Origin of the sequence: Billgrantia kenyensis, from assembly GCF_013697085.1 — a bacterium.
In the GTDB taxonomy this organism is placed as follows: domain Bacteria; phylum Pseudomonadota; class Gammaproteobacteria; order Pseudomonadales; family Halomonadaceae; genus Halomonas; species Halomonas kenyensis.
In genome coordinates this window covers 62,904-85,304 of the sequence record NZ_JACEFT010000013.1, presented here as the reverse complement: position 1 = coordinate 85,304, position 22,401 = coordinate 62,904, and the positions used below count along the sequence as shown (strand labels likewise).

Genomic DNA, 22,401 nt, shown 5'->3' with positions numbered 1-22,401 from the left:
GGTCCTGCGCCGATGATACACGAACGCGCCCCGGCCTCGTCGCTGCCGACCGGCCTTGGGAAGTGTGTCGCGACCGCCTACACTGCCGAGCAGCTATGCAAGAAAGCCGTGGAAAAGCCTGGAATGGAAGCCGAGATGACGCCACTGCATGAATGGACCCCCACGCCGGAGAAGGCCATCGCGCTGCAGCGCGAGCTGGCCCCACGCATCGAGCGCGAGGACCGCCTGGCGCCGGTGCGCCATATTGCCGGGGTCGACATCGGCTTCGAGCAGAGCGGCGAGATCACCCGGGCGGCGGTGGTGGTGCTGGCCTGGCCCGGCGACCCCAGGGTCGGCTTCGAGGTGGTGGAGCAGGTGGTGCACCGCGAGCCCACCCGCATGCCCTATCTTCCCGGGCTGCTCTCCTTCCGGGAGATTCCCGCGGCGCTGGCGGCCTTCGACCAGCTCGCCACACGGCCCGAGCTGGTAATGGTCGACGGCCAGGGTATCGCCCATCCACGCCGTCTCGGCGTGGCTTCACACCTGGGACTTTGGCTCGACCTGCCCACCATCGGTGTGGCCAAGTCACGGCTGTGCGGGGTGCACGACGAGGTGCCGGAGGCGCGTGGCGAGTGGACGCCGCTGCGCCATCGCGGCGAGACGATCGGTGCCGTGCTGCGCAGCCGGGTAGGCGTCAAGCCGGTGTTCGTCTCGCTGGGGCACCGCATCAGCCTGGCGACGTCGCTCGACTGGGTGGTGCAGTGCCTGGGCCGCACCAAGCTGCCGGAGCCCACGCGGTTGGCCGATAGGCTCGCTTCGCGGCGCGGGCCCATGCCGCGACCGGCGGATTGAGCCCCGCTGCGTGCAGGCTCGGGTATACTGCCAGGCCATTGTTTTTTCCGACGAGGCCCATCATGCCCGACACTCTGACACCCGCCTGCGCTGCCACTCGTGACTGGGTCGAGGGCTTCGTCGTGGCCCACAACGTCTGCCCCTTCGCCCGCCGTGAGCTGGTGGCGGAGAGCATCCGCTTCGTCGAGGTTTCGGCCGCTCAGTGGGAGCCTGCGCTACAGGCGCTGGTGGTGGAGTGCCGCCGTCTCGACGCCTCGGCCGCCATCGAGACCACGCTGCTGGTGTTGCGTTCGGGGCTTGAGGATTTCGACGACTATCTCGACTTCCTCGCCGTGGCCGAGGCGCTGCTGGTCGAGCAGGGCTATGAAGGCACCTACCAGTTGGCCAGCTTCCATCCCGACTACTGTTTCGACGGCGCTGAGCAGGACGATCCGGCCAATTTCACCAACCGCTCGCCCTGGCCGATGCTGCACCTGCTGCGCGAGGCGGGGCTCGAACACGCCCTTACCCACTACCCGGACCCCGAGGCGATTCCCGAACGCAATATCGAACGGATGCGTCAGCTCGGCAGCGAACGTCTGGCCGCCGAGTTGGCGGCACTGCGACCCCCTCGTCGAGACTAGCTTTGTAAGCCGTTTCTTACGACCTTATCCGTGAAGCGCCACAGTCATCCCTGACCTGCGATTGGTATGCTTGCCGCGCGAGGAATTGTATTCCTCTAATTCAACGTCAAGCAGCAAGTTCCAGCCGCAGGGAGGCGACATGGTCAAGGCCACCGGATTGCAGTTCACTCTTTCCTTGTCCGGGGCGCAGGACCTGGCCGTTGTCGAATTCACCCATCGGGAACGGCTCTCCACTCCCTTCGAGCTCACGGTGTGCTTCGCCAGCCGCGACGGTCGCCTCTCCGCCACCGATATTCTCGATCGCCAGGCCAGCCTGACGATCTGGCAGGACGGCGAGGTGCTGCGCCGCGTTCATGGCGTGGTCAGCGAGTTCGCGCGCGGCGACCGCGGCCATCGTCACACCCTCTACCGGGTCGAGATCCGCCCCGCCCTGTGGCGCCTTGGCCTGCGCCACAACTCGCGCATCTTCCAGGAGGTCTCGCCGCTCACCGTGCTCAACACCCTGTGCGACGAGCGCGGCCTTACCGACGTCGCCTTCGCCGTCACCCGCGAACTGTCGGAAAGAGAGTTCCTCGTGCAGTACCGGGAAACCGATCTCGCCTTCGTCGAGCGCCTGGCCGCCGAAGAGGGCCTGTTCTACTTTCACGAGTTCTTCGAAACAGGCGAGGATGCCCCGAACGGCGCCCATCGCCTGGTCTTCGCCGACGCCCCCCAGACCCTGCCCCACCTGGGCGAGCGCACCTACCACGGCCGAGCGGGAGGCATGCCGCCCAAGCGCCACGTGCGTAAGCTCCAGCAGCTTGCCCGGGTCGCCCCAGCCTCGGTCACGCTCAAGGACTACTCGTTCAAGAACCCGGCCTATGCGCAGCTGCACGAACACGCAGCGGGTGATCTGGAAGCTCATGCGCAACGAGGCGACTACGAACACTACGACTACCCCGGGCGCTACAAGGCTGACGCCTCCGGCCAGGCCTTCACCCGCATCCGCCTCGAAGCGCTGCGCCAGAAGGCCAGCACCGCCGACGCCGAGAGCGACCTGCCCGAACTCGCCCCGGGCGTGCGCTTTGCACTCACCGACCACGACATCGATGAGCTCAACCGCGACTGGCAGGTCATCCAGGTCGTTCACCACGGCAAGCAGCCCCAGGCCTTGGAAGAGGACGGCTTCGTTCAGGGCAGCGAGCAAACCGATCAAGACGGCATGACCAAGTACCACAACGAACTGGTGCTGATGCCCGCCGACCAGGCCTGGCGCCCCAAGCCCAACCCCAAGCCCCGCGTCGACGGCCCGCAGATCGCCGTGGTGGTCGGCCCCGAAGGCGAAGAGATTTATTGCGACGAGCACGGCCGGGTCAAGGTCCAGTTCCCCTGGGACCGCTATGCAGAACCCGATACCGCCGGGGCTGAAGGCGAAGCCGCTGTAAAAGGTGCAAGTGCCTGGGTACGCGTGAGCCAGGGCTGGGCCGGCGGCGGCTACGGTAGCATGGCCATTCCGAGGATTGGACATGAGGTAGTGATCAGCCACTTGGAGGGCGACCCGGACCAGCCGCTGATCACCGGGCGGGTCTACAACGCCGTCAACACACCGCCCTACGTGCTGCCCGAGCACAAGACCCGCACCGTCATCCGCACTCAGAGTCACAAGGGCGAGGGCTTCCAGGAGCTGCGCTTCGAGGACGAAGCGGGCCAAGAGCAGATCTGGCTGCACGCCCAGAAAGACCTGGAGCTGTTGACCAACAACGACCGCACCGAAGAGATCGGCCACGACAGCTTCCTCACCGTGCACCACGATCGCATCGGCGAGATCCACGCCGACGAGCACCACACCGTGCGCGGTGAGCGCCATGAGCAAACCGTCGCCAACCAGCACCTTACGGTACAGGGCACCCTGCACCTCAAGGCCGGCCAGGCCTGGCTCAGCGAATGCGGGCGCGAACTGCACGTCAAGGCCGGTCACAAGGTGGTGCTCGAAGCCGGCAGCGAAATGACGCTCAACGCCGGCGGCAGCTTCCTCAAGCTCGACGGCGGCGGCGTCACCCTGGTCGGCCCCAAGGTCAAGATCAACGCCGGTGGCAGCCCCGGCTCCGGCTCAGGCCAGGCCGTCGAGACACCGCTGCTGCCGGGGCGGGCAATGGCTGAAACGCATCAGCGTATTGAGGGCATCACGCACGAGGCCCGGCTTACCACGCACCTCAAGTTGCCGGAGATCTGCGAAGAGTGCTGGCGGGAAGCGTTGGCCTCGGGGCAAACGATGGTTCAGGCAGGAAAATAGCGCATGGCTGAGGTCGCAACGATACCCGTCGACTGGCAACGGACCCCTTGGCCAGCGGAAGAGGCACCCAGACGCATCGCTCTGATCGAGTTGGGCCTTCTCGATCCGGCTGCGCGCACCGCACTGTTCGAGACACCAGGCATCACGGCCTGGCCTTTGCTGCAGGATGACCGGCAGCCGCATCTGGCCGCTGAAGGGCCATGCCTGTTCGAGGTGACGCTCGAGTCGGTGGCCGAACTGTCAGCACAGCAGGTGCTTGGCTGCGCTCTGCATGCCTGGATCGAGAGTCGCATGGCGACTCTGCGCCTGGCCAGCCAGTTGGCACCCGCCATGGTGGCCTATCCGGCCGGTGAGCCACCGGCACTGTTGAGATTCTATTTGCCCCGGGTCATCCGGCAATTGTATGCCGAGCCCCACGCCGATTGGCACCGCGCTCTCTTCGGTGGCATCGAGCAGTGGTGGTGGCCAGCAGATGATTCGAGCTGGCAGCCGCTAGGCGCCATGCCCGAGCAAGCGCCTCTGGAATCCCCTTGGCAGCTGACCTTGTCTGCCTCGCTTTACCAGGCGCTGCAAGGCGATCCGGAGGTACGCACCGCGACTCGCGTGCTCACCCAGCAGTACCCGGAGCTATTTGCCGACGTGTGCGCCTGTGCTCGCTCGCAGCGAGTGGAAGCCGCTCTCTCGGCCGCGACCGAGGCGGGCCTGGTTCAACGCGGCGAGCGCCTGGCTTATGTTTATCGCCGCTTGCTGGCCGAAAACCAGGAGCGATAAATGCTGGTGAGATGGATCTGGAACTGGCTGTTCACTCAAATCTGGTACGGCCTACCCAAGGGGGCACGCTGGGGGCTGGGCGCGCTGTTTGCCGGTTATTTCGTGTGGCTCTTTTTCCTGCCCGACCTGCATCCCATGCCTACGGATACCTCGATACGTGGGCATAGTCATATCGACCGCCCTGTTCATCGTTTCTGGGTCAATGATCGCTGGGGGGGAAATCTTGGTCCTTATGGAGGGGGAGGGACCGTGTGCTGTCAACGAATCAGCGGCGATACCGCCGAAATTGAGTGGATCCTTAGCATCACAGGGGAGCAGGAGCGACAGGGGATGGAAGTCGAGCGACATAGCGTCACCCTACCGATGCCGGAGCGCTCGCGGGAAGACCGCTACCTGCATGTGCACTTTCTGCCCGATCATGAGGTCAAGCTGGGCTGGAGCTCGGACTTGGTTTCACCTTACGCTCATTTGCCGAAGCGCCCGGACATGGCCCGCTATCAGGAGCGATAAATGCTGGTGAGATGGATCTGGAACTGGTTGTTCAACCAAATCTGGTACGGCCTGCCCAAGGGCGCGCGCTGGGGGTTGGGCGTGCTGTTTGCCGGTTATTTCGTGTGGCTGTTCTTTATGCCCAGCCTGCACCCCATACCCACGGATACCTCTATCGAAGGACGCAGCCATATTGATCGTTACATAAACCATTTTTGGGTTAACGGCCGAGGTGGGGGGAATGTTGGCCCCTATGGTGGGGGGGGAGTCGTTTGCTGCCAGCGTATCAGTGGCGATACCGCCGAGGTGGAGTGGATATATGGGCGAACCGTCGAGGAGTTCGAACGCGGCGATGAGCCCGAAAGACACCGCGTGACACTACCCATGCCGGAGCGCACGCGGGAAGACCGCTACCTGCACGTGCATTTTCTGCCCAATCACGAGGTCAAGCTGGGTTGGAGCCCGGACCTGATATCACCTTATGCCCATTTACCGAGGCGACTGGATCAAGTCGAAGAGGAAGCTGCCCCATGACCGAAGAGGAAATCCTGGCCAACTGCGAAGCACTGAGCGCTATCGCCGAGGATTCAACCGCCATGGGCGCCATGAGCTGCCACAGTAGACTGGAAATCGGCATTTTCTTCGATGGTATTGGGCGCAACCTGGATAAAGATTCGGTGGAAGGACGGCTCAGTAATGTCGCGCGCTTGCATGCTGTCTTTCCCGACGAAAACAGCGATCTATTGGGGCAGCGTTTCCGCAAACTCTACCTTCCTGGCCTGGGCACACCGCTGGAGAGCGAGGCGTCCGAGAGCCTGGCTGCGGTGGGGCGAATGGCGCCCGGTGAGGCACGTAGCACCATCGAGGGGCACCTGAGCGGTAGTGTCCGTCAGACCGTAGGGCGTGGGCTGTTGGAAGAGAGTGGGCGTGCCTGGTGGGAGACCTCTCGGCGTACCCTGGCCCAGCAGTTCAGCTCGCTCAAGGGCTGGGCGATGGCACCGCGTGATACTCTCGCACGCCTCGGCGTCGAATCCTGGGCGCCGATGCGTGATAGCCCCTTGATGGCGCACCTGTTAACGAGCGGTGCGCCCTCCCGACTGACCAAGGCGATGGGCGACTTCGAGCGCCTGGTGGCTCAGGCGAATTCAGCCGAAATGCCGCTGCGTACTATTCGTGTATCGGTGTTCGGCTTCGATTTCGGCGCGGCCCTGGCCAAAGCCTTTATCCGTGAATTGCTCGACAAGAAATGCGAACGCCAGGGCGATACCTACCGCTACCAGGATGCTGAAGTGGTAGTCGCCTTTGCCGGACTGTTCGACTGCGTGCATCGTACCCACCCGGATATGGGGCCGCTGGAAGCTCTGACGCCGGCCGTCACGGAGATCGATGACGGTGGCCCGCTGCATCCCGCCTGCCGCCGTGCCGTGCACCTGATCGCTGCCCAGGAGCGGCGGATCACCCGCCGCTGCCGCCCGCTTGGCGGGCAGCGGGCCAACTGGCGCGAGGAGCTGCTGCCGGGCATCAGTGAAGATGTCGGTGGTGGCCTCAAGCCCGGCGAGCAGAAGGTCAGCGCCGAACTGTCGCGCTATGCGTTGCACCGAATGTACCGTATGGCGCACCGGGCCGGTGTTCCGGTGCCCAGCCTGGAGCAGCTCTACCAACGCAACCCTGATGTGGCAGCTTATTTCATGGTCGATGACGAGATCGATGGACATACGCTGCCTTCGCTGGCGGCGGCCTACGCTGCAGCGACCCGCAAGTACCGGGAGCCAAGCGCCGAGAGCTTCCTCTTTCACGCCGAGCTGTACCTGTCCTGGCTGGCCAAGCGCTACCTGATCTACCGCGACACCAGGGCCGCGCTGGAGGCTCGTCTCGGCGCGTTGCCCAGCCGTACACCAAGCGGGGTGCTGGGCGTGCCTGCGGCCTCATTGACCCGGCCGGCCGAGTGGGAGGATATCGTTGCCACTGCCGAGGAGATCGAGCAGGCACTGGCGGAGCTGGAAGTCCAGTGGGGCTGGTTGAAGGAGGTCGACCGAGAGGCTCGGAACATCGCTAGTCAGCATCGGACAGGGAACAATGAGATTGGCGGCTATGCTCGGCGACACTTGGCAACGGAAGGCAATCTCGCCGAGCTGTGGATGGCCCGGGTCGGCAGCGAGTCGGCGCGAAACGAGCTCGAGGAGACCTTCACGCGAAATAGTGATGTCGCATACCTGTTCCGCTACGGCATTCATGACCGCCATGCCGATGACCAGGAACTGCAATTCCAGGCCGGGGGCGCGAATGCCAGCGTGGGTAGCCGGCATTACCGCTTCTTCGCCTGGCGTGGTGTAGACATGCCCGGCGAGGAGCCACCGGAGCGCCCCGCTCAGCACCCTAGGGAGAGAATGGAGCGCTGGACCATGCGTTGAAAGGGGCTCTCGCGTGACCGTAATGTCTCGCCTGAGTCGGAGCTTGGCCCAGCACGGCAAAGCCATGAAGCAGATACTGCCCAAGCTGAGGCAACAATCTTTCAGACGATATCCAGCGGTACCTTGCGCCCCGGCGCCGGAAACGCCGCGTCGAGCCGGGCCAGAGCCTCGTCGGTGAGTTCAACTCGGAGAGCGGCGGCATTCTGCTCGACGTGCTGCGGCTGCACTGCCTTGGGGATGGCGATGACGTCGCGGCGGCCGTTCAGCGGGCGAATGGCCCAGGCCAGCAGCAGCTGGGCGGGGGTGATGCCGAGCCCGTCGGCCACTTCTCTCACTACCGGATGGCCAAACAGGTCCTGGCGCAGCTGGCCGGCCTGAGCCAGCGGACAGTAGGCCATCAGCGGCATGCCGAGGCGCTGCATCTGTGGGCGCAGGGCATGTTCGATGCCGCGCGAGCCGAGGTGGTAGAGCACCTGATTCACCGCACACTTTTTGCCGCCAGGCAGTGCCACCAGCGAGTCGAGCTCGTCCACGTCGAAGTTGGAGATCCCGAAGCGGCGAATCTTGCCCTGCTCACGCAGGCGCTCGAAGGCTTCCAGCGTCTCTTCCAAGGGGATGCTGCCGGGCCAGTGCAGCAGGTAGAGGTCGAGATGGTCGGTGCCCAGCCGTTTCAGGCTGCGTTCGCAGGCAGCAATGGCACTGTCGCGCCCGGCGTTCCAGGGATAGACCTTGGAGACCAGGAAGGCCTGGTCTCGCCGACCGGCCAGGGCTTCGCCGACGACTTCCTCGGCGCCGCCATCGGCATACATCTCGGCGGTGTCGATCAGTGTGAGCCCAAGCTCAAGGCCCTGCTGCAGGGCGCGCACCTCGTCGCTTCGCGGTGCCAGCCCCTCGCCCATGTACCAGGTGCCCTGGCCGATGGCCGGCAGGTCAAGGACAGGTTCGCTATCGGGGGCGGCAAGTGCCACCCGAGGTGCTGATGGAGTCATGTCGTTACCATTTTGGAAAATGTTTTCATTATTTTGGTCCGCAAGAATGGCGAACACAAGTCGATGCGCTATGGTGAGGGAGTGGTGGCGCTCTTCGCGCCTCCCGCAACACTCAGGCCAGTTCTCATTTCGCAAGGAGTCGACCTACATGAGCATCAAGAAAACCGGTAGCGCTGTCTGGGAAGGTAGCCTCAAGGAGGGCAAGGGTCAGGTTTCGACCGAGAGCGGCGTGCTCAAGGAGGTGCCCTACAGCTTCGCCAAGCGCTTTGAAGGCGAGTCCGGCTCCAATCCCGAGGAGCTGATCGGTGCGGCCCACGCCAGCTGCTACTCCATGGCGCTCTCCATGATCATGGGTGAGGCGGGGCTGACTCCCGAGCGCATTGCTACTGAAGCGGCCGTCAGCCTGGAGCAGGACGACGGCGGCTTCAGTATCACCAGAATTCACCTGACCACCCGGGTGCGCAGCCCCGGGGCCGACGAGAGTGCCTTTCAGGACGCGGCCAACAAGGCCAAGGAGGGGTGCCCGGTCTCCAAGCTGTTGAAGGCCGAGATCACGCTGGACGCCTCATTGGAAAGTTGAGTCGTGCTTCGTGCTGCCTGCGGCCACCCAAGGGTGGCCGCTGTCATGTTCAGGGCATGCCGCGCCGCGCGGCATCGACCAGGGCGCGAACCAGCCGCTGCTGCGGGCGGTTGAAGATCAGCCACTCGGGATGCCACTGCACGCCGATCAGGAATTCGTGCTCGCTCGATTCGATGCCTTGCACCAGGCCGTCGCGGTCGCGGGCGACGATCTCGATGCCGCGCCCCGCTTCCTGTACGGCCTGGTGATGCAGGCTGTTGATTCGACACCAGTTTACCTTGAGGATGCGATGAAGCTGGGTACCGGTCACGATGTCCACCGTCTTGCGCGGCAGCACGGTGCGACGCCGCTTCAGGCCTTCATGGGTGGTATAGATGTCGGGGTCCAGGGTGCCACCCAGGTGAACGTTGAGCATCTGGGCGCCGCGACAGATGCCCAGCACCGGCTTGCCCTGAGGAATGAAACGTTCCATCAGCTCCAGTTCGAGCTCGTCGCGCTGAGGGTCGAGGCGCACGTCGAGCTGGACTTCGCCGCCGTAGAGATGGGCCTGGATGTCGTCGCCACCGCCGATGATCAACCCGTCGAGAGCCTCGGGCAGGGGGCGTGCAGGAGAGAGGCGTAGCGGTCGTCCGCCATGTCGCCACACGGCGAACCAATCGAACCACCAGGCAATGCGGCTCTTGTAATCCGACGTGGTAATACCGATCAAGGGGCGTGTCATGAGTGGGAGCCGGCCTCCTTGAGCCAGTTGCGGAACCTGCCGAACAGCCGGGTCATGACCGAACCTGAATTGAGCTTGATATAGCGGCTGGCGCGCTCCTGCAGCTCCTTGCGATCGGCAGCGAGCCGCTCCACTGCCACCCAGCGATTCCATTCCAGCACGGCGCCCCAGCCGCGCTGCGAGAGCTGGGCATTGGGCAGGCGATAGTGGAAGGTGGGCCGTGGCTTGACCAGCTTGTTATTGAAAAATTCGCTGGGGTAATCCGAGCGCAGGTAGGCAAACAGGGGGTAGAGGTCCAGTTCACGGTTGCGCGTCGGATTGAAGGTGATGTAGTCGGCGATCAGCGTATCCAGGTCTGGCACGTAATCCGGCGACAGCACGTGAAGGACATAGTGCTTGGGGAAGGGGTTGGCATGAGGCAGGACTTCCCGAGTGATGTCGATGTCGATTTCCTTGCGCAGCCAGGGTGCCATGAGCATGAAGGCACGTAGCTGGCTGAGGATATACTCGGACTCCAGGCTCGCCACTTCGGGGTTGAGATGCAGGCCGAACCCATACAGCAGGCTGGCATCGGTCCCTTTGGCGCCGTGAGCGTGCAAGGCCGTAAACAGAGGATCGAGCTGGTCCAGCTCGTGCCAGGGAACCGGTGGGCAGACGATTTCGGTGGGCACCAGGCCGGTCACCACATCGCCGATCAGTTCCCGTGTCTTGTGATGAAATTCCAGGCGCATCTGGTGGCGCTGACGCTCCCACTCGGTGTCCTTGTGGGGCATCTGCTCGAGCAAGGCGGCATCGGGGTGAGCGTACTGGGTATCGAGCTCGATGACGAACTCCCCCCAGCGCGTGTTGATGACTCTGAGCCGATGAGGGCTGACCTGCTTGAGGTCTCCCCCGAACAGGTCTCGTACCAGTTCGCCGGTCTGTTGGGGCGGCAGCCCGGCAAATTCGATCTCAACGCCAATCCGTCGGGGCCCGCCCTGTACATTCACTGGCTCAGGTGGAGATTGGGGCAGCATGTAGGCATCCTGTGCGACTCGAGAGTCTGATCGCCAGCCTAGCACAGAGCTGAGCAAAGCCGTCATGGGCCAAGCACTGAACTACGGTTGACACTAGGCCATGGCAGAAAGGACAAGGGAGTGCAGGCTATGCCAACAGGTGTTACCCGAACCGAACCCACCGGGACCATGCAAGGCTTGATTCGCTTCGGGCTGACGGTATTGATGCTGCTGCTGATGGGAGCCGGCGGCTCGCTGCATGCGCAATCGTTGGGCCTCGGCGGACTGGGCCAGGATGAAGCGGCAGAACAGACGCATGATGCAGTCGCATTCCAGGAATCGCTCAACGAGGTGATCGTCACCCTCGAGGATGAGGAGCGCCGCCGCGCACTGCTGGGCGAGCTGCGTGAAATTCAACAGGTCCACGGAGAGGGGGTTGCCGAAGACGGCACCACCCAGCGGCAGGGGCTGCTGGGGGCACTGGCGGAAACGCTGAGTGAACTGGGCGAGCAGGCCGAGGCTGGCGAATCGCCACTCGACGACTGGCAGTACCAGCTGGGTCAGGGTTGGGCGGAGCTCTCAGAGCTTATGGTCGATACCGGCACCGGTGAGCTGCTACGGTTCGGTATCGAAAGCGCCGTGCTGCTGGCCGTCTGGGCCGGGCTGCTGATCGTGCTGATCGCACTTGGCAGGTTGTTGTTCAAGCGACGCGAACTGCCTCTTGACCTGCCGCGGGAGCCCCGTGGCTGGCTCCTGGCACTGCACTTCCTCCGGCGCATGCTGCCTTGGGCGCTCGCCTTCGTGATGGTCATGGGGATCGTGCAGCTACTGGCTCCCAGCCCAGGGCGTTCCCTGGCCTTGATTGTCGCCTACCTGGCACTCTGCGGGCGTGCGTTGTCGGTGATCGTGGAGTGTGTGGTCTCGGTCTTCACCCGCGGGCACCGTTTTCCCGCGGTGCTGATTCTGCAGCGCAGGAGCCTGCGCCTGCTGTTCGTGATCGGTGCCTTGATCGCGTTGGGCGACGCGCTCAATTCCGAGCGGCTCTCGCTGATCGTGGGCGAAGACCTGGCTGCCCTGGGTTCGGTGCTGGCCAATATGCTGGCCGCGCTGCTCAGCATACGCTTCATCTTCAAGTACAAGCGCGCGATCAAGCACCTGATTCGCAACCGTTCCTGGCGAGTTCGTCGTGAAGGGGGCACTGGCGTCGAGCTGTCGCGCATCGTCGGCGAGCTGTGGCACGTGCCGGCCTTGCTGGTCGTGGTGGGCTCGCTGCTGGCCATCTTCATTACCGTGGGCGATGTGGGGGGAGCGCTGGCCCGTTCGATCGTGTCCGCGGCCTTGCTGGTGCTGACCCTGGTGATAACCGGACTGATCCAGCGCCATAACGAGCGCCGCCAGAAGCGTCGCCGCATCAGCGAGTACCGCCGCCGCCTCGAGCGCTTCGGCTATACGCTGTCGCATGTCGTGGCCTGGATCGTGTTTGCCGAGCTGTCGCTGCAGGTCTGGGGCGGTTCGCTGCTCGGTCTCGGCCGCGAGGGGGTGGCCGGGGTGCGTATCGGCCAGGCACTGCTGGCGCTGGGCTTCACGGTGCTGCTGGCCTGGCTGGCATGGATTTTCGCCGACACCGCCATCCAGCGGGCGCTGGTCTCTTCAGCCCGTTCGCGGGGACGCCGCGTCAATCAGGCGCGTGCCCAGACCATCACGCCGATGATTCGCAACGTGATCTTCGCCACCATCGTGATCATTGCCGCCATCGTCGGCCTGGCCAACCTGGGGGTGAACGTCACGCCGCTGCTGGCGGGTGCCGGTGTCATCGGCCTGGCCGTGGGCTTCGGCGCTCAGACGCTGGTTCAGGATCTGATCACCGGGATCTTCATCATCATCGAGGATTCGCTGGCGGTGGACGACTTCGTTCAGATCAATGGTCACATGGGCACCGTTGAGGGACTCACGCTGAGGACGGTGCGCCTGCGCGATCTTGATGGCATTCTGCATATCATCACCTTCAGCGCCATTCAGTCGATTCACAACATGTCGCGGCATTTCGGTATCGCGCTCATGCGTATCCGCATACCGCATACCATGAAGATCGACGATGCCATCACCCTGATGCAGGAGACCGCCCAGGAGCTGCGCCAGGACCCGATGATGCGTCACCACATCTGGTCGCCGCTGGAAATGCAGGGCGTCGACCGCTTCGATGAGGGCGCCGCCGTGCTGCGGATGCGCTTTCGCACCGCGCCGGTCATGCAGTGGGACGTGGCGAGGGCGTTCAATCTGCTTCTCAAGCAGCGCATGGAACAACAGGGCATCGACCTCGGCCTGCCGCGCCTGAGCGTGAGCATGGAGGGGCAGCCCGGTGATTCCCTGCAGGAGGTGGCGCCTGACGACAGTGATGGTTCGGTGGTCAGTCGCGATGCCAAGGGACGCTCGCCCGGCGAGGCTGGCATCGCCGATCCCGAGGGGGCGACCAACCCGCAGCGAGCCTCGCCGGATTCGTCGTGACCCGATCGTACCCGGTTCGACATGGCAAGCGGGCCGTTGTTGCTCGTAACATGAAGGGTAAACCGGCCTGCAACCCCGGCCGCTCAGATACGGAGCCGCGACGACGTGATCACCGTCGAACGCAAGGACAGCTTTCACCTCAAGATATCCCGCGTGCTGCAGGAGGAGACCTCCCACCGGCTGGACCTCTTTCTGTTCGTGCCGGGTGAGCTCGGGCTCAACGAGCATGTCATTTCCGAGGATGCCTTCTATCACAGTGCCATCCACGTCAAGCGAACCTACTACAGCGACAAGCATCATCTACCGTTGGTGCTCAGCCGGCTGGCCAGCCGGGGTGGGCTCGGCTCGGAGCAGTACCGCCTGAGCCTGAGCCTCTACGCTTATCAGTACGTGGTGGCTCTCGACCGAGCGACCCAGAGCCTGCTGGATGCCGCACGCAAGGTGAAGAAGGCCGGCGGTGAGCAGGGCGGCGAGGCCACGGAGGGGAACCCTGAGGTGCCCAAGAGCCAGGCCGACGCAGAAGGTCTTGACTCCTCCGAGTCGTCGACAGGCAGCCTTCACGATGGGCTCGAGGAGCTGTGTGAGCTGGCCCAGGGCATCCTACGCCGCCTGCGACGCAACAGGCCCAGCGAGGATGAGCTCTTCAAGTACTACGCCAACATCGATAATTTCCTCTCCTGGTTCACCGAGCAGCGACTGCTGGCACTGGTGGCTCATCTGCCTCGCGGGCGCGGCTACCGAGCTATCCGCGAGCGCCTGCTGGAGATCGCCCAAGCCGAGAGCGAGCATCGCAAGCAGGCGGAGTACAACGCCAGCCGGGTGGATCGCGACCCTACTCGGATGTCCAACAAGATGCGCCTGCTGCGCCGCCTCATCGAACATCCGGTTACCCTCAAGCAGAAGAGCCAGGAGCTGGGCGGGGGCGAGCAGAAGGCGGTGAAGGGGCTGGCCACCGGCGTGGTGATGATCTTCGTTTCCTTGGGGCTGCTACAGGCTCGCGACACCCTGGGCAACATCACCGTGCTGTTTGTGCTGGCCATGGCGGTACTCTATGCCATGCGTGAAGTGTTCAAGGACGACCTGCGCAATACGCTGTGGCGATGGCTGCGCAAGGGACGTCCCAAGTGGCGTCGTCAGTACTTCGATGTCAACAGCAATGCGCTGGTCGGACGCCAGCTCGAGTGGTTCGACTACAAGCGTTTCAGCAAGCTGGATGAGGAGATCAAGCGAGTGCGAAAGCGTAACGTGGCGCACCGTGAGGAGATGGTGCTGCATTATCGTTCCAGCTCTCGCATGTCGCCTACGCGCTTTCTCAGTGGCTATGAGAAGACCCGTGAGACCCTCTCCCTCGACCTGTCATTGCTCTCGCGCCTGATGGACAAGGGCAGTCATCATGTCTACCGGCTCAAGGATGGGCAGGTCTCGCGAGAGACCGTGGAGAAGCGCCACCTGCTCAACCTGGTGGTGCGAGAAGAGGTGGCCAATGCCGAGCCGATCCTGCAACGCTGGAAGATCGTCATGAGCCGCTCGCGGATCGTCGATGTCGTCAAGGTGCATCAGGAGGGCGGGAGTCGAGCAGCTGATGGGGGCGAAGCGGCGTGAAAGTTGGTTCCTGTAACGGCTTGTGCTTGTATTGTTGTTACAGATCAAGTGATGTGTCGGCCCGTTCTGTTAGCGTTTTACAGTAGCAAATTGTTACCTCGATGAAGTCAGACTAGATTGCTAGTAGGATCCCAACCGATCGCCCCGACGTGGAGTAGCCCCATGCATGCTGTCGATGTCATGACCCCCAAGGTCATCACCGTATCGCCCGACGCCGATGTCCGGGAAATTGCCCGCCTGTTGCTCGAGCACAATATCAGCGCGTTGCCAGTGGTGGATGCCAGCGGCAAGGTACTGGGTATCGTCAGCGAGGGCGACCTGATGCGCCGGGTGGAGAACGGCACGGAGCGTCGCAAGTCCTGGTGGCTGAAATCGATCTTTGCCGGCGCCAACAATGCCAGCGAGTACATCAAGAGCCATGCGCGCAAGGCGCATGAGATCATGACACCCAATCCCGTCACCATCACCGAGGATGAGCCGCTTCACCGCGTTGCCAAGCTGCTGGAAAAGCGCCATATCAAGCGGGTGCCGGTAGTACGCGACGACAAGCTGGTGGGTATCGTCAGCCGCGCCAATCTGCTGCGTGGGTTCTCGGCAAGCACCCCCGACGTGGCGACGCCGGTAACGGCGGACGACCGCGAAATCCGCGATGCCATTCTCAAGGAAGTCGAAGACAACACCGGGGTCTGGGTCGACCGTATCAACGTCATCGTCACCGACGGTGTGGTGCAGGTCTGGGGCCTGGTGGAAAGTCAGGAGGAGAAGTTGGCCGTTCAGGTTGCCGCCGAGAACACCCCGGGGGTCAAGTCCGTGGAGAACAACCTCGGCATGATGCCCCGCGGCGTCGGTCACTTATGAGGCATGCAGGCAAGCAGAAGGGGCGGCTCAGGCCGCCCCTTCTGCGTTTTGACGTAGCCTAGTCGGACGTCTGGCCAACCTTCTGCAGAGCCGCCTCGAGGTTCGCCAGACTGCGCTCCAGATGATGAAGTTTGTCCAGGCCGAACAGGCCGATACGGAAGGCTTGATAGGCATCGCCCTCATCGCACATCAGGGGAACGCCGCCAGCAACCTGGATACCTGCCTCGGCGAACCTGGCCACGATGCCGGGATCGGGGCTGTAGCAGACGACGACACCAGGCGCCTCGTAGCCGGGTGCCGCGACACTGCGATAGCCATAGCGAGTCATCAGCTCGCGCACGCCTTGGCCCAGGGCCCACTGCTCTTCGCGAACGCGCTCGAAACCGTACTCGGCGGTCTCTTTCATGATGTCGCGCAGCCGGGCAAGGCCATCGGTGGGCAGGGTGGCGTAATAGGCGTGGCCGCCGCTCTCGTAGGTTTCCATGATCCACAGCCACTTGCGAAGATCGCAGGCAAAGCTGGTGCTGACGGTCTGCTCGATGCGCTCGCGTGCCTGCTCGGAGAGCATCACCATGCCGCAGCAGGGCAGGCCACTCCATCCTTTCTGCGGGGCGCTGACCAGCACGTCGACGCCGATCTCGGCCATGTTCACCCATAGCGTCCCCGATGCGATGCAGTCGAGTACGAACAGCCCGCCGACCTCATGGGTTGCTGCCGCCACGCGGCGAAGATAGTCGTCGGGAAGCAACAGGCCGGCCGAGGTTTCGACATGGGGGGCGAACACCACGCCGGGCCGCTCTTCGCGTATGGTGCGCTCGACCTCTTCGATAGGGGCCGGGGCAAAGGGCGATTGGTTGTCCTGCGGGTCCAGGCGACGCGCCTTGAGCACTGTTGTCGAAGCAGGGATGGCGCCCATTTCCAGGATCTGCGACCAGCGATAGCTGAACTGGCCGTTACGGATCACCAGGCAGTGCTGGTTGGTAGCGAACTGGCGTGCCGCGGCCTCCATGCCGAAGGTGCCGCTACCGGGTACGATCACGGCGCTGTGGGCATGGTAGACACGCTTGAGTGTCGCCGAGACGTCACGCATCACCCCCTGGAAGCGCTGGGACATGTGATTGAGCGAACGGTCGGTGTATACCACCGAGTATTCGAGCAGGCCATCGGGGTCTACGTCGGGCAACAGGCCGGGCATTGGGCTTCTCCCTTGCGGTAGGTGACTAACTTGTCTTTGAACAGAAGAGAATAGGCCGATTCGAGGCGGCAACCAATACCCGCACGTCGGCTTGCCGCCAGTATTCGCTCTCGCGACAGCGCAAGCAGAGTGTCAAGAGTATTGGGTCAAGGTAAGGTCGCAAGGCCCGCCGGGGCGAATCGGCCTGGGGCGGGCCTCTATGCGCTCTATTTGTGACAAAAATAGACGCGTGCGGGAGGGATGTTGATGGGCTCGAAGGTGCTCTCGACGCGACTGAAGGTCTGGTGGAGATCGGAGGATACCTTGGGCGAGAACTGGTAGATCAGCATGCTCCCCTCGGGGGCAAGCGCCTTCTGGCTCTGTTGCAGAATGCGCTCGCGACAATCGGCCGGCATGGTACTGAACGGCAGCCCGGCCACCACGTAGTCGGCTGCCGGCAGACCCAGGCGTTCCAGCTCGGTCTCGATGTTTTCCGCGGAGCCGGCGATCACTTCGAGCCGAGGGTCGGTCATGGAGCGGTTCAGGTAGTCGACGAAATCCTCGTTCATCTCTATGACCACCAGCGTTGCATCGGGGTGCAGGCGACTCAAGATCTCGTGGGTGATGGTACCCACCCCTGGACCGTATTCGACGATCACTCGGGCTCGCTCCCAGTCGACTGGCTCGAGCAGGCGACGAATCAGGAAGGACGAGCTCGGTATGATCGAGCCCAGCATGCGAGGATGCTTGAAGAAGTTACGGGCGAATAGCGACAGTTGAGCCCGTCGCTCTGGGCCTGCGACGACCGAGGGTCGCTCTTGAACCGCCATGGGCATTCCTCCTTATCGTGTAGCTCACATGCCTCCACTCTAGGCTAGCCTGCGCCTGCGTGAAAGAGCGAGGTGCTCCAAGTCCGTGCGGCGCCGAGACTTGTTGAGCGTCAATCGCTCCGCTTGCCGGGTCTGCGTTGAAATATGGCTAAAGGAGTGCGTGGAATATACTTGACGATAGGCGGGGCGATGTTTAGCTTGGGAATATTGAAATTTCAGGTTAACGTCAGTAATTCTTGACGCTGCCTGCCTCATTTCCGTGCTGCGGGTAAGACGATGTCCAACAATTCCAGCGAATCGAATACCCACCCATCGCCGGCACTGATCACCTTCGAAGGTGTGCAGAAGTCCTATGACGGCGAAACACTGGTCGTAAAGGATCTCAACCTGACCATCCGCCAGGGCGAGTTCGTCACCCTTCTGGGACCTTCCGGTTCCGGCAAGACCACCTGCCTGATGATGCTGGCCGGTTTCGAAGTGCCCACCAGCGGCGACATCTTCCTGCGAGAGCAGCGGCTCAACAGCGTGCCACCGCACAAGCGCAACTTCGGCATGGTGTTCCAGAACTACGCCCTGTTCCCGCACATGACGGTAGAGGAGAACATCCGCTATCCGCTCAAGACGCGCAAGATGCCCACTGCCGAGGCCGACCGCAAGGTGGCGCGCATCCTCGACATGATTCAGCTGCGCGATTTCGCCAAGCGGCGTCCGACCCAGCTCTCCGGTGGCCAGCAGCAGCGTGTGGCCCTGGCCCGCTCGCTGGTCTTCGAGCCGCAACTGGTACTGATGGACGAGCCGCTGGGGGCGCTGGACAAGCAGTTGCGCGAGCAGATGCAGCTGGAGATCAAGCACCTGCACGAGCGACTTGGGCTGACCGTGGTCTTCGTCACTCACGACCAGAGTGAAGCGTTGACCATGTCGGACCGGGTAGCCGTGTTCAACGACGGCGTCATCCAGCAGATCGACACACCAAGCAATCTCTACGAGCACCCGAGCAATGCCTTCGTAGCGCAGTTCATCGGCGAGAACAATACCCTGGCCGGTCGCATCGAGACGGTGGAGGGGCGCCAGTGCCGGGTGAGCTTCGGCGATGGCTTTCGTACCGGCGCGCTGATCGGTCCCGGCCTCGCCGTGGGGGATGCCACGCGTCTGTCGATTCGGCCCGAGCGCGTCAAGCTCAACGGTGCCAGTCAGGCGCTGCCCAATCGGCTGCAGGCTCGTGTCAAGGAGTTCATCTACCTCGGCGACCATCTCAGGGTGCGCTGCGAGTTGGCCGGCAATGACGACTTCATTGCTCGCGTTCCGGTGGACGATTTCGAGAGCAGCATGCAGCCGGGCGACGTGATCGAGCTCGGCTGGCGTGACGAGGACGTGCGCGCCCTCGACGCCTCCTGAACCCAAGCAGTCTTCGACCGCAACACCAACAACAAGGCCTTCCTGGCCGGGAGAATAGAGAATGACACAACATCGCTTCCCGCTGTCCCGTCTTGGCCGCGGCATTGCCGTAGGCAGCCTGATGACCCTCGGTCTGGGGGTCGCCGCCAGCGCCCAGGCGTTGACCGTGATCTCCTTCGGTGGCGCCTCTGGCGAGGCGATGGAAAAGGCCTACTACGGACCTTTCAGTGATGAGACCGGCATCAGGGTGACGCCGGGAGATTATAACGGCGAGCTATCACGTATCCGGGCGATGGTGGAAACCGGGAACGTCAGTTGGGACGTGGTGGAGATGGAGTCGCCGGAGCTGGTGCGCGGCTGTTTCGAGGGGTTGTTCGAACCCATCGACTGGCAGCGCCTCGGGCTTGGCAACGTTTTGATCGACGCGGCCTTCGACGAGTGTGGCGTGGGCACCTTCGTTTGGTCCACGGTGCTGGCCTATGACGCCGATGCCCTGGACAACCCGCCGAGCTCCTGGGCTGATTTCTGGGACGTGGAGCAGTTCCCCGGCACCCGCGGGCTTCGTCGGGGCGCCAAGTACACCCTGGAGTTCGCACTGATGGCGGACGGCGTGCCGGCTGAAGAGGTCTACGACGTGCTGCGCACGGACGAGGGGGTCGAGCGCGCCTTCGCCAAGCTCGACGAGATCAAGCCGCACATTCAGTGGTGGGAGGCGGGCGCTCAGCCGCCGCAGTGGCTGGTGGCAGGCGACGTGGTCATGACGTCTTCCTACAACGGGCGGATCGCTGCCGCCCAGGAGGAGGGCACCAACCTCGAGATCGTCTGGAACGAGAGCATCTACGATCTCGACTACTGGGCCATCGTCGCCGGCAGCGATTATGTCGATGAAGCCTACGCCTTCATTGAGTTTGCCAGCCAGCCCGAGAACCAGGCGGCCTACTCCAGTGAGATACCCTACGGCCCGGTGCACCCCGCCGCCATCGAACAGCTGGACGAGGATCAGGCGCGGCGCATGCCGACCCATGACGAAAACATGGAGGGGGCGCTCGCTATCGATACCGGCTTCTGGGTCGACCACGGCGAAGAGCTGGAGCAGCGTTTCAGCGCCTGGGCAGCGCGCTGATCGCCAAGGCGGCAGCGGGCATCCGCCGCTGTCGCCACCGTTTACTCTGGCGAGCCTGGCGAACCCGGGCTCGCCACGCTTGATCCCCGGGGGAAGGCGATGTCCGTGAATACGACGGCAACCCTGTCGCCGGCGAAGCCGGCCGGCAATCTCAAGGCGCAGCTGCGGCGTGCCGAACGCATGCGCAAGCTCAAGGCCATCGGCCTGGTGGCTCCCCTGGCGCTGTTTCTGATCGTCGTGTTCGTGGTGCCCATCGGCAACATGCTGTGGCGTAGCGTCGACAACACTGAGCTGGAGTCGGTCATGCCGCTTACCGCGGAAGGCTTACGTCAGTGGGACGGTAGCGGATTGCCTGACAATGCGACCATGGCAGCGTTTGGCGCCGAGCTGCGCGACTCCCGCCAGGGGGGCGGGCTGGGTCGGATCGGGCGCCGCCTCAACTATGAGGACACCCGCTACCGCAGCCTGCTGATGACCACGCTGCGTGGCCTGCCAGCGGTGGAAGCCGTCGATGACGCCACCGACTGGGCGGAGATTCTGAGCGATATCGACCCCGCCTGGGGCGAGACCGAGACCTGGCTTGGCATCCAGCGGGCCGCTCCCGCGGTGACGGATCGCTACCTGCTGGCGTCGCTCGACCTGGAGCGCGGCAGTGACAACGAGTTCAAGCGTGTTGCCGAGCGCGATCGCCTGTACGTTTCGGTGTTCCAGCGCACCATGGTGATCGCCGGCGGCGTGACGCTGATCTGCCTGGCACTCGGCTTCCCGCTGGCCTATCTGCTGGCCACGCTGCCGGCCAGGACCAGCAACCTGCTGATGATCCTGGTGCTGCTGCCGTTCTGGACCTCGCTGTTGGTGCGAACCGCCGCCTGGATCATCCTGCTGCAGTCCAACGGCCTGATCAATCAGAGCCTCATCGGTACCGGGCTGATCGAATCGCCGCTTCAGCTGGTATTCAACCGAATAGGCGTGTTCTTTGCCATGGTCCATATCCTGCTGCCGTTCATGGTGCTGCCCCTGTACAGCGTGATGAAGGGGATCTCGCCGAGCTACCAACGCGCTGCGGTCTCCCTCGGTGCCCATCCCTTCGCCGCCTTCTGGCAGGTCTACGTTCCGCAGACCGTTTCCGGGGTGGCGGCGGGCACCATCCTGGTGTTCATCATGGCGCTGGGCTACTACATCACCCCGGCGCTGGTAGGGGGGCCGGCCGACCAGATGGTGAGCTACTACGTGGCCTACTACACCAACACCACCAACAACTGGGGCATGGCTGCGGCGCTGGGTAGCTTGCTGCTGGTGGTCACGCTACTGCTCTACCTGGTTTACCACCGCCTGGTGAACCGCAAGCAGCTGATCAGGAGTTGAGTCATGTCACTGCCTCCCTACGCCTCGCCGGTGGAGAAGATCTGGTTCTGGGTCTTCCGCATCTTCTGCGGCCTGGTTCTGCTGTTCTTGATCGCTCCGGTGCTGGTGATCATTCCGCTGTCATTCAGCAGTGGTTCCTTCCTGACCTATCCCCTGCCGGGCTTCTCGCTGCGCTGGTACGAGGCGATCTTCACCTCGTCGTCGTGGATGGGGGCGCTAAGGAACAGCCTGATCGTGGCGCCGATGGCCACGCTGCTGGCGATGATCCTGGGCACGCTGGCGGCGGTGGGGCTCAACCGCGCCGAATTCCCCGGCAAGGGGCTGATCCTGGCGCTGCTGATCTCGCCGATGGTGGTGCCGCTGGTCATCGTGGCCGTGGGCATGTACTTCTTCTTCGCCCAGATCGGCCTGCTCAATTCCTTTGCCGGCCTGATCCTGGCGCATACCGTGCTGGGCGTGCCCTTCGTGGTGATCACGGTCAATGCCACCCTGCAGGGCTTCGATTTCAACCAGGTGCGCGCCGGGGCCAGCCTGGGCGCCAACCCGGTGCGGGTCTTCTTCACCATCATCCTGCCGCAAATCGTGCCCGGCGTGGTCTCTGGCGGGCTGTTCGCCTTCGCCACCTCCTTCGATGAGGTGGTAGTGGCGCTGTTCATTGCCAGCCCCACCGAGCGCACCCTGCCGATCCAGATGTTCTCCGGCATTCGCGAGAACATCAGCCCGGCGATTGCGGCCATGGCGACCCTCCTGATCCTGATCTCGACGCTGCTTTTGGTTACCATGGAGCTGCTGCGTCGGCGCAGCGAGAGGTTGAAGAGTGGAATGTGAGGCCGCCCAACCCCGGAATCCGGCATGACTGCGCCCCGC

At 63.5% G+C, this 22,401-nt stretch carries 20 protein-coding genes; 15 read left to right on the top strand and 5 right to left on the bottom strand.

The window, feature by feature from the left end; all coding sequences use genetic code 11:
* Positions 1-135: 135 nt before the first annotated feature.
* The 7 genes from nfi to H1D44_RS11990 all read left to right on the top strand — a co-directional run bounded on the left by nfi (position 136) and on the right by H1D44_RS11990 (position 7,397).
* Complete coding sequence (nfi, locus tag H1D44_RS12020; RefSeq protein WP_181515094.1) at positions 136-831, top strand: deoxyribonuclease V; 696 nt, start codon at positions 136-138, stop codon at positions 829-831.
* Positions 832-893: 62 nt separating this feature from the next.
* The gene (locus H1D44_RS12015; protein ID WP_181515093.1) at positions 894-1,454 is read left to right on the top strand and encodes a DUF1415 domain-containing protein; all 561 of its coding nucleotides are present in this window, start codon (positions 894-896) and stop codon (positions 1,452-1,454) included.
* A 139-nt stretch (positions 1,455-1,593) separates the two neighbouring features.
* Positions 1,594-3,726: a type VI secretion system Vgr family protein gene (locus H1D44_RS12010; RefSeq protein ID WP_181515092.1), complete on the top strand. Its 2,133-nt coding sequence runs from the start codon at positions 1,594-1,596 to the stop codon at positions 3,724-3,726.
* A 3-nt stretch (positions 3,727-3,729) separates the two neighbouring features.
* The gene (locus H1D44_RS12005) at positions 3,730-4,497 is read left to right on the top strand and encodes a DUF4123 domain-containing protein (RefSeq protein ID WP_181515091.1); all 768 of its coding nucleotides are present in this window, start codon (positions 3,730-3,732) and stop codon (positions 4,495-4,497) included.
* Positions 4,498-5,007 (top strand): DUF3304 domain-containing protein, encoded by a 510-nt coding sequence (locus H1D44_RS12000; protein ID WP_181515090.1) that lies wholly within the window; start codon positions 4,498-4,500, stop codon positions 5,005-5,007.
* The gene (locus tag H1D44_RS11995) at positions 5,008-5,520 is read left to right on the top strand and encodes a DUF3304 domain-containing protein (RefSeq protein ID WP_181515089.1); all 513 of its coding nucleotides are present in this window, start codon (positions 5,008-5,010) and stop codon (positions 5,518-5,520) included.
* Positions 5,517-7,397, top strand: coding sequence for a phospholipase effector Tle1 domain-containing protein (locus H1D44_RS11990; RefSeq protein WP_181515088.1), 1,881 nt, complete (start codon positions 5,517-5,519; stop codon positions 7,395-7,397). The genes H1D44_RS11995 and H1D44_RS11990 overlap by 4 nt, the downstream gene beginning before the upstream one ends.
* Positions 7,398-7,498: 101 nt before the next feature.
* Here the strand turns inward: H1D44_RS11990 and H1D44_RS11985 are convergent, their stop codons facing one another.
* Positions 7,499-8,386 carry an aldo/keto reductase gene (locus H1D44_RS11985; RefSeq protein WP_181515087.1) on the bottom strand — a complete coding sequence of 296 codons (888 nt, stop codon included), beginning with the start codon at positions 8,384-8,386 and terminating at the stop codon, positions 7,499-7,501.
* Between the two features lie 148 nt (positions 8,387-8,534).
* Between H1D44_RS11985 and H1D44_RS11980 the strand changes: the two genes are divergently transcribed.
* Entirely contained in the window at positions 8,535-8,966 is a 432-nt protein-coding gene (locus H1D44_RS11980) for an OsmC family protein (RefSeq protein ID WP_181515086.1), read from the top strand.
* 49 nt (positions 8,967-9,015) lie between these two features.
* Here the strand turns inward: H1D44_RS11980 and H1D44_RS11975 are convergent, their stop codons facing one another.
* Together H1D44_RS11975 and H1D44_RS11970 are read right to left on the bottom strand one after the other, a co-directional pair.
* Complete coding sequence (locus H1D44_RS11975; protein WP_181515085.1) at positions 9,016-9,687, bottom strand: gamma-glutamyl-gamma-aminobutyrate hydrolase family protein; 672 nt, start codon at positions 9,685-9,687, stop codon at positions 9,016-9,018.
* The gene (locus tag H1D44_RS11970; protein ID WP_181515084.1) at positions 9,684-10,703 is read right to left on the bottom strand and encodes an amidoligase family protein; all 1,020 of its coding nucleotides are present in this window, start codon (positions 10,701-10,703) and stop codon (positions 9,684-9,686) included. Before H1D44_RS11970 ends, H1D44_RS11975 begins: the two co-directional genes overlap by 4 nt.
* Positions 10,704-10,832: 129 nt before the next feature.
* Between H1D44_RS11970 and H1D44_RS11965 the strand changes: the two genes are divergently transcribed.
* From H1D44_RS11965 to H1D44_RS11955, 3 genes are all read left to right on the top strand, one after another.
* Positions 10,833-13,187 carry a mechanosensitive ion channel family protein gene (locus H1D44_RS11965; RefSeq protein WP_238984475.1) on the top strand — a complete coding sequence of 785 codons (2,355 nt, stop codon included), beginning with the start codon at positions 10,833-10,835 and terminating at the stop codon, positions 13,185-13,187.
* 105 nt (positions 13,188-13,292) lie between these two features.
* Complete coding sequence (locus H1D44_RS11960) at positions 13,293-14,789, top strand: hypothetical protein (protein ID WP_181515083.1); 1,497 nt, start codon at positions 13,293-13,295, stop codon at positions 14,787-14,789.
* Between the two features lie 162 nt (positions 14,790-14,951).
* Positions 14,952-15,647 carry a CBS domain-containing protein gene (locus H1D44_RS11955; RefSeq protein ID WP_181515082.1) on the top strand — a complete coding sequence of 232 codons (696 nt, stop codon included), beginning with the start codon at positions 14,952-14,954 and terminating at the stop codon, positions 15,645-15,647.
* 58 nt (positions 15,648-15,705) lie between these two features.
* Here H1D44_RS11955 and H1D44_RS11950 read toward each other — a convergent pair whose 3' ends face one another.
* Together H1D44_RS11950 and H1D44_RS11945 are read right to left on the bottom strand one after the other, a co-directional pair.
* A complete protein-coding gene (locus H1D44_RS11950) occupies positions 15,706-16,842 on the bottom strand; it encodes an aminotransferase class V-fold PLP-dependent enzyme (protein WP_181515081.1) in 1,137 nt (378 codons plus the stop codon).
* A 206-nt stretch (positions 16,843-17,048) separates the two neighbouring features.
* On the bottom strand, positions 17,049-17,651 hold the full coding sequence (locus H1D44_RS11945; protein WP_181515080.1) for a class I SAM-dependent methyltransferase: 603 nt from the start codon (positions 17,649-17,651) through the stop codon (positions 17,049-17,051).
* Positions 17,652-17,927: 276 nt separating this feature from the next.
* Here H1D44_RS11945 and H1D44_RS11940 point away from each other — a divergent pair, with 276 nt between their 5' ends.
* The 4 genes from H1D44_RS11940 (at position 17,928) to H1D44_RS11925 (ending at position 22,362) form a co-directional block, all read left to right on the top strand.
* On the top strand, positions 17,928-19,046 hold the full coding sequence (locus tag H1D44_RS11940) for an ABC transporter ATP-binding protein (protein ID WP_181515079.1): 1,119 nt from the start codon (positions 17,928-17,930) through the stop codon (positions 19,044-19,046).
* Positions 19,047-19,107: 61 nt separating this feature from the next.
* A complete protein-coding gene (locus H1D44_RS11935) occupies positions 19,108-20,169 on the top strand; it encodes an ABC transporter substrate-binding protein (protein WP_181515078.1) in 1,062 nt (353 codons plus the stop codon).
* Positions 20,170-20,268: 99 nt separating this feature from the next.
* A complete protein-coding gene (locus tag H1D44_RS11930; protein ID WP_181515077.1) occupies positions 20,269-21,534 on the top strand; it encodes an ABC transporter permease in 1,266 nt (421 codons plus the stop codon).
* Between the two features lie 3 nt (positions 21,535-21,537).
* Positions 21,538-22,362 (top strand): ABC transporter permease, encoded by an 825-nt coding sequence (locus tag H1D44_RS11925; protein WP_181515076.1) that lies wholly within the window; start codon positions 21,538-21,540, stop codon positions 22,360-22,362.
* Positions 22,363-22,401 lie beyond the last annotated feature (39 nt).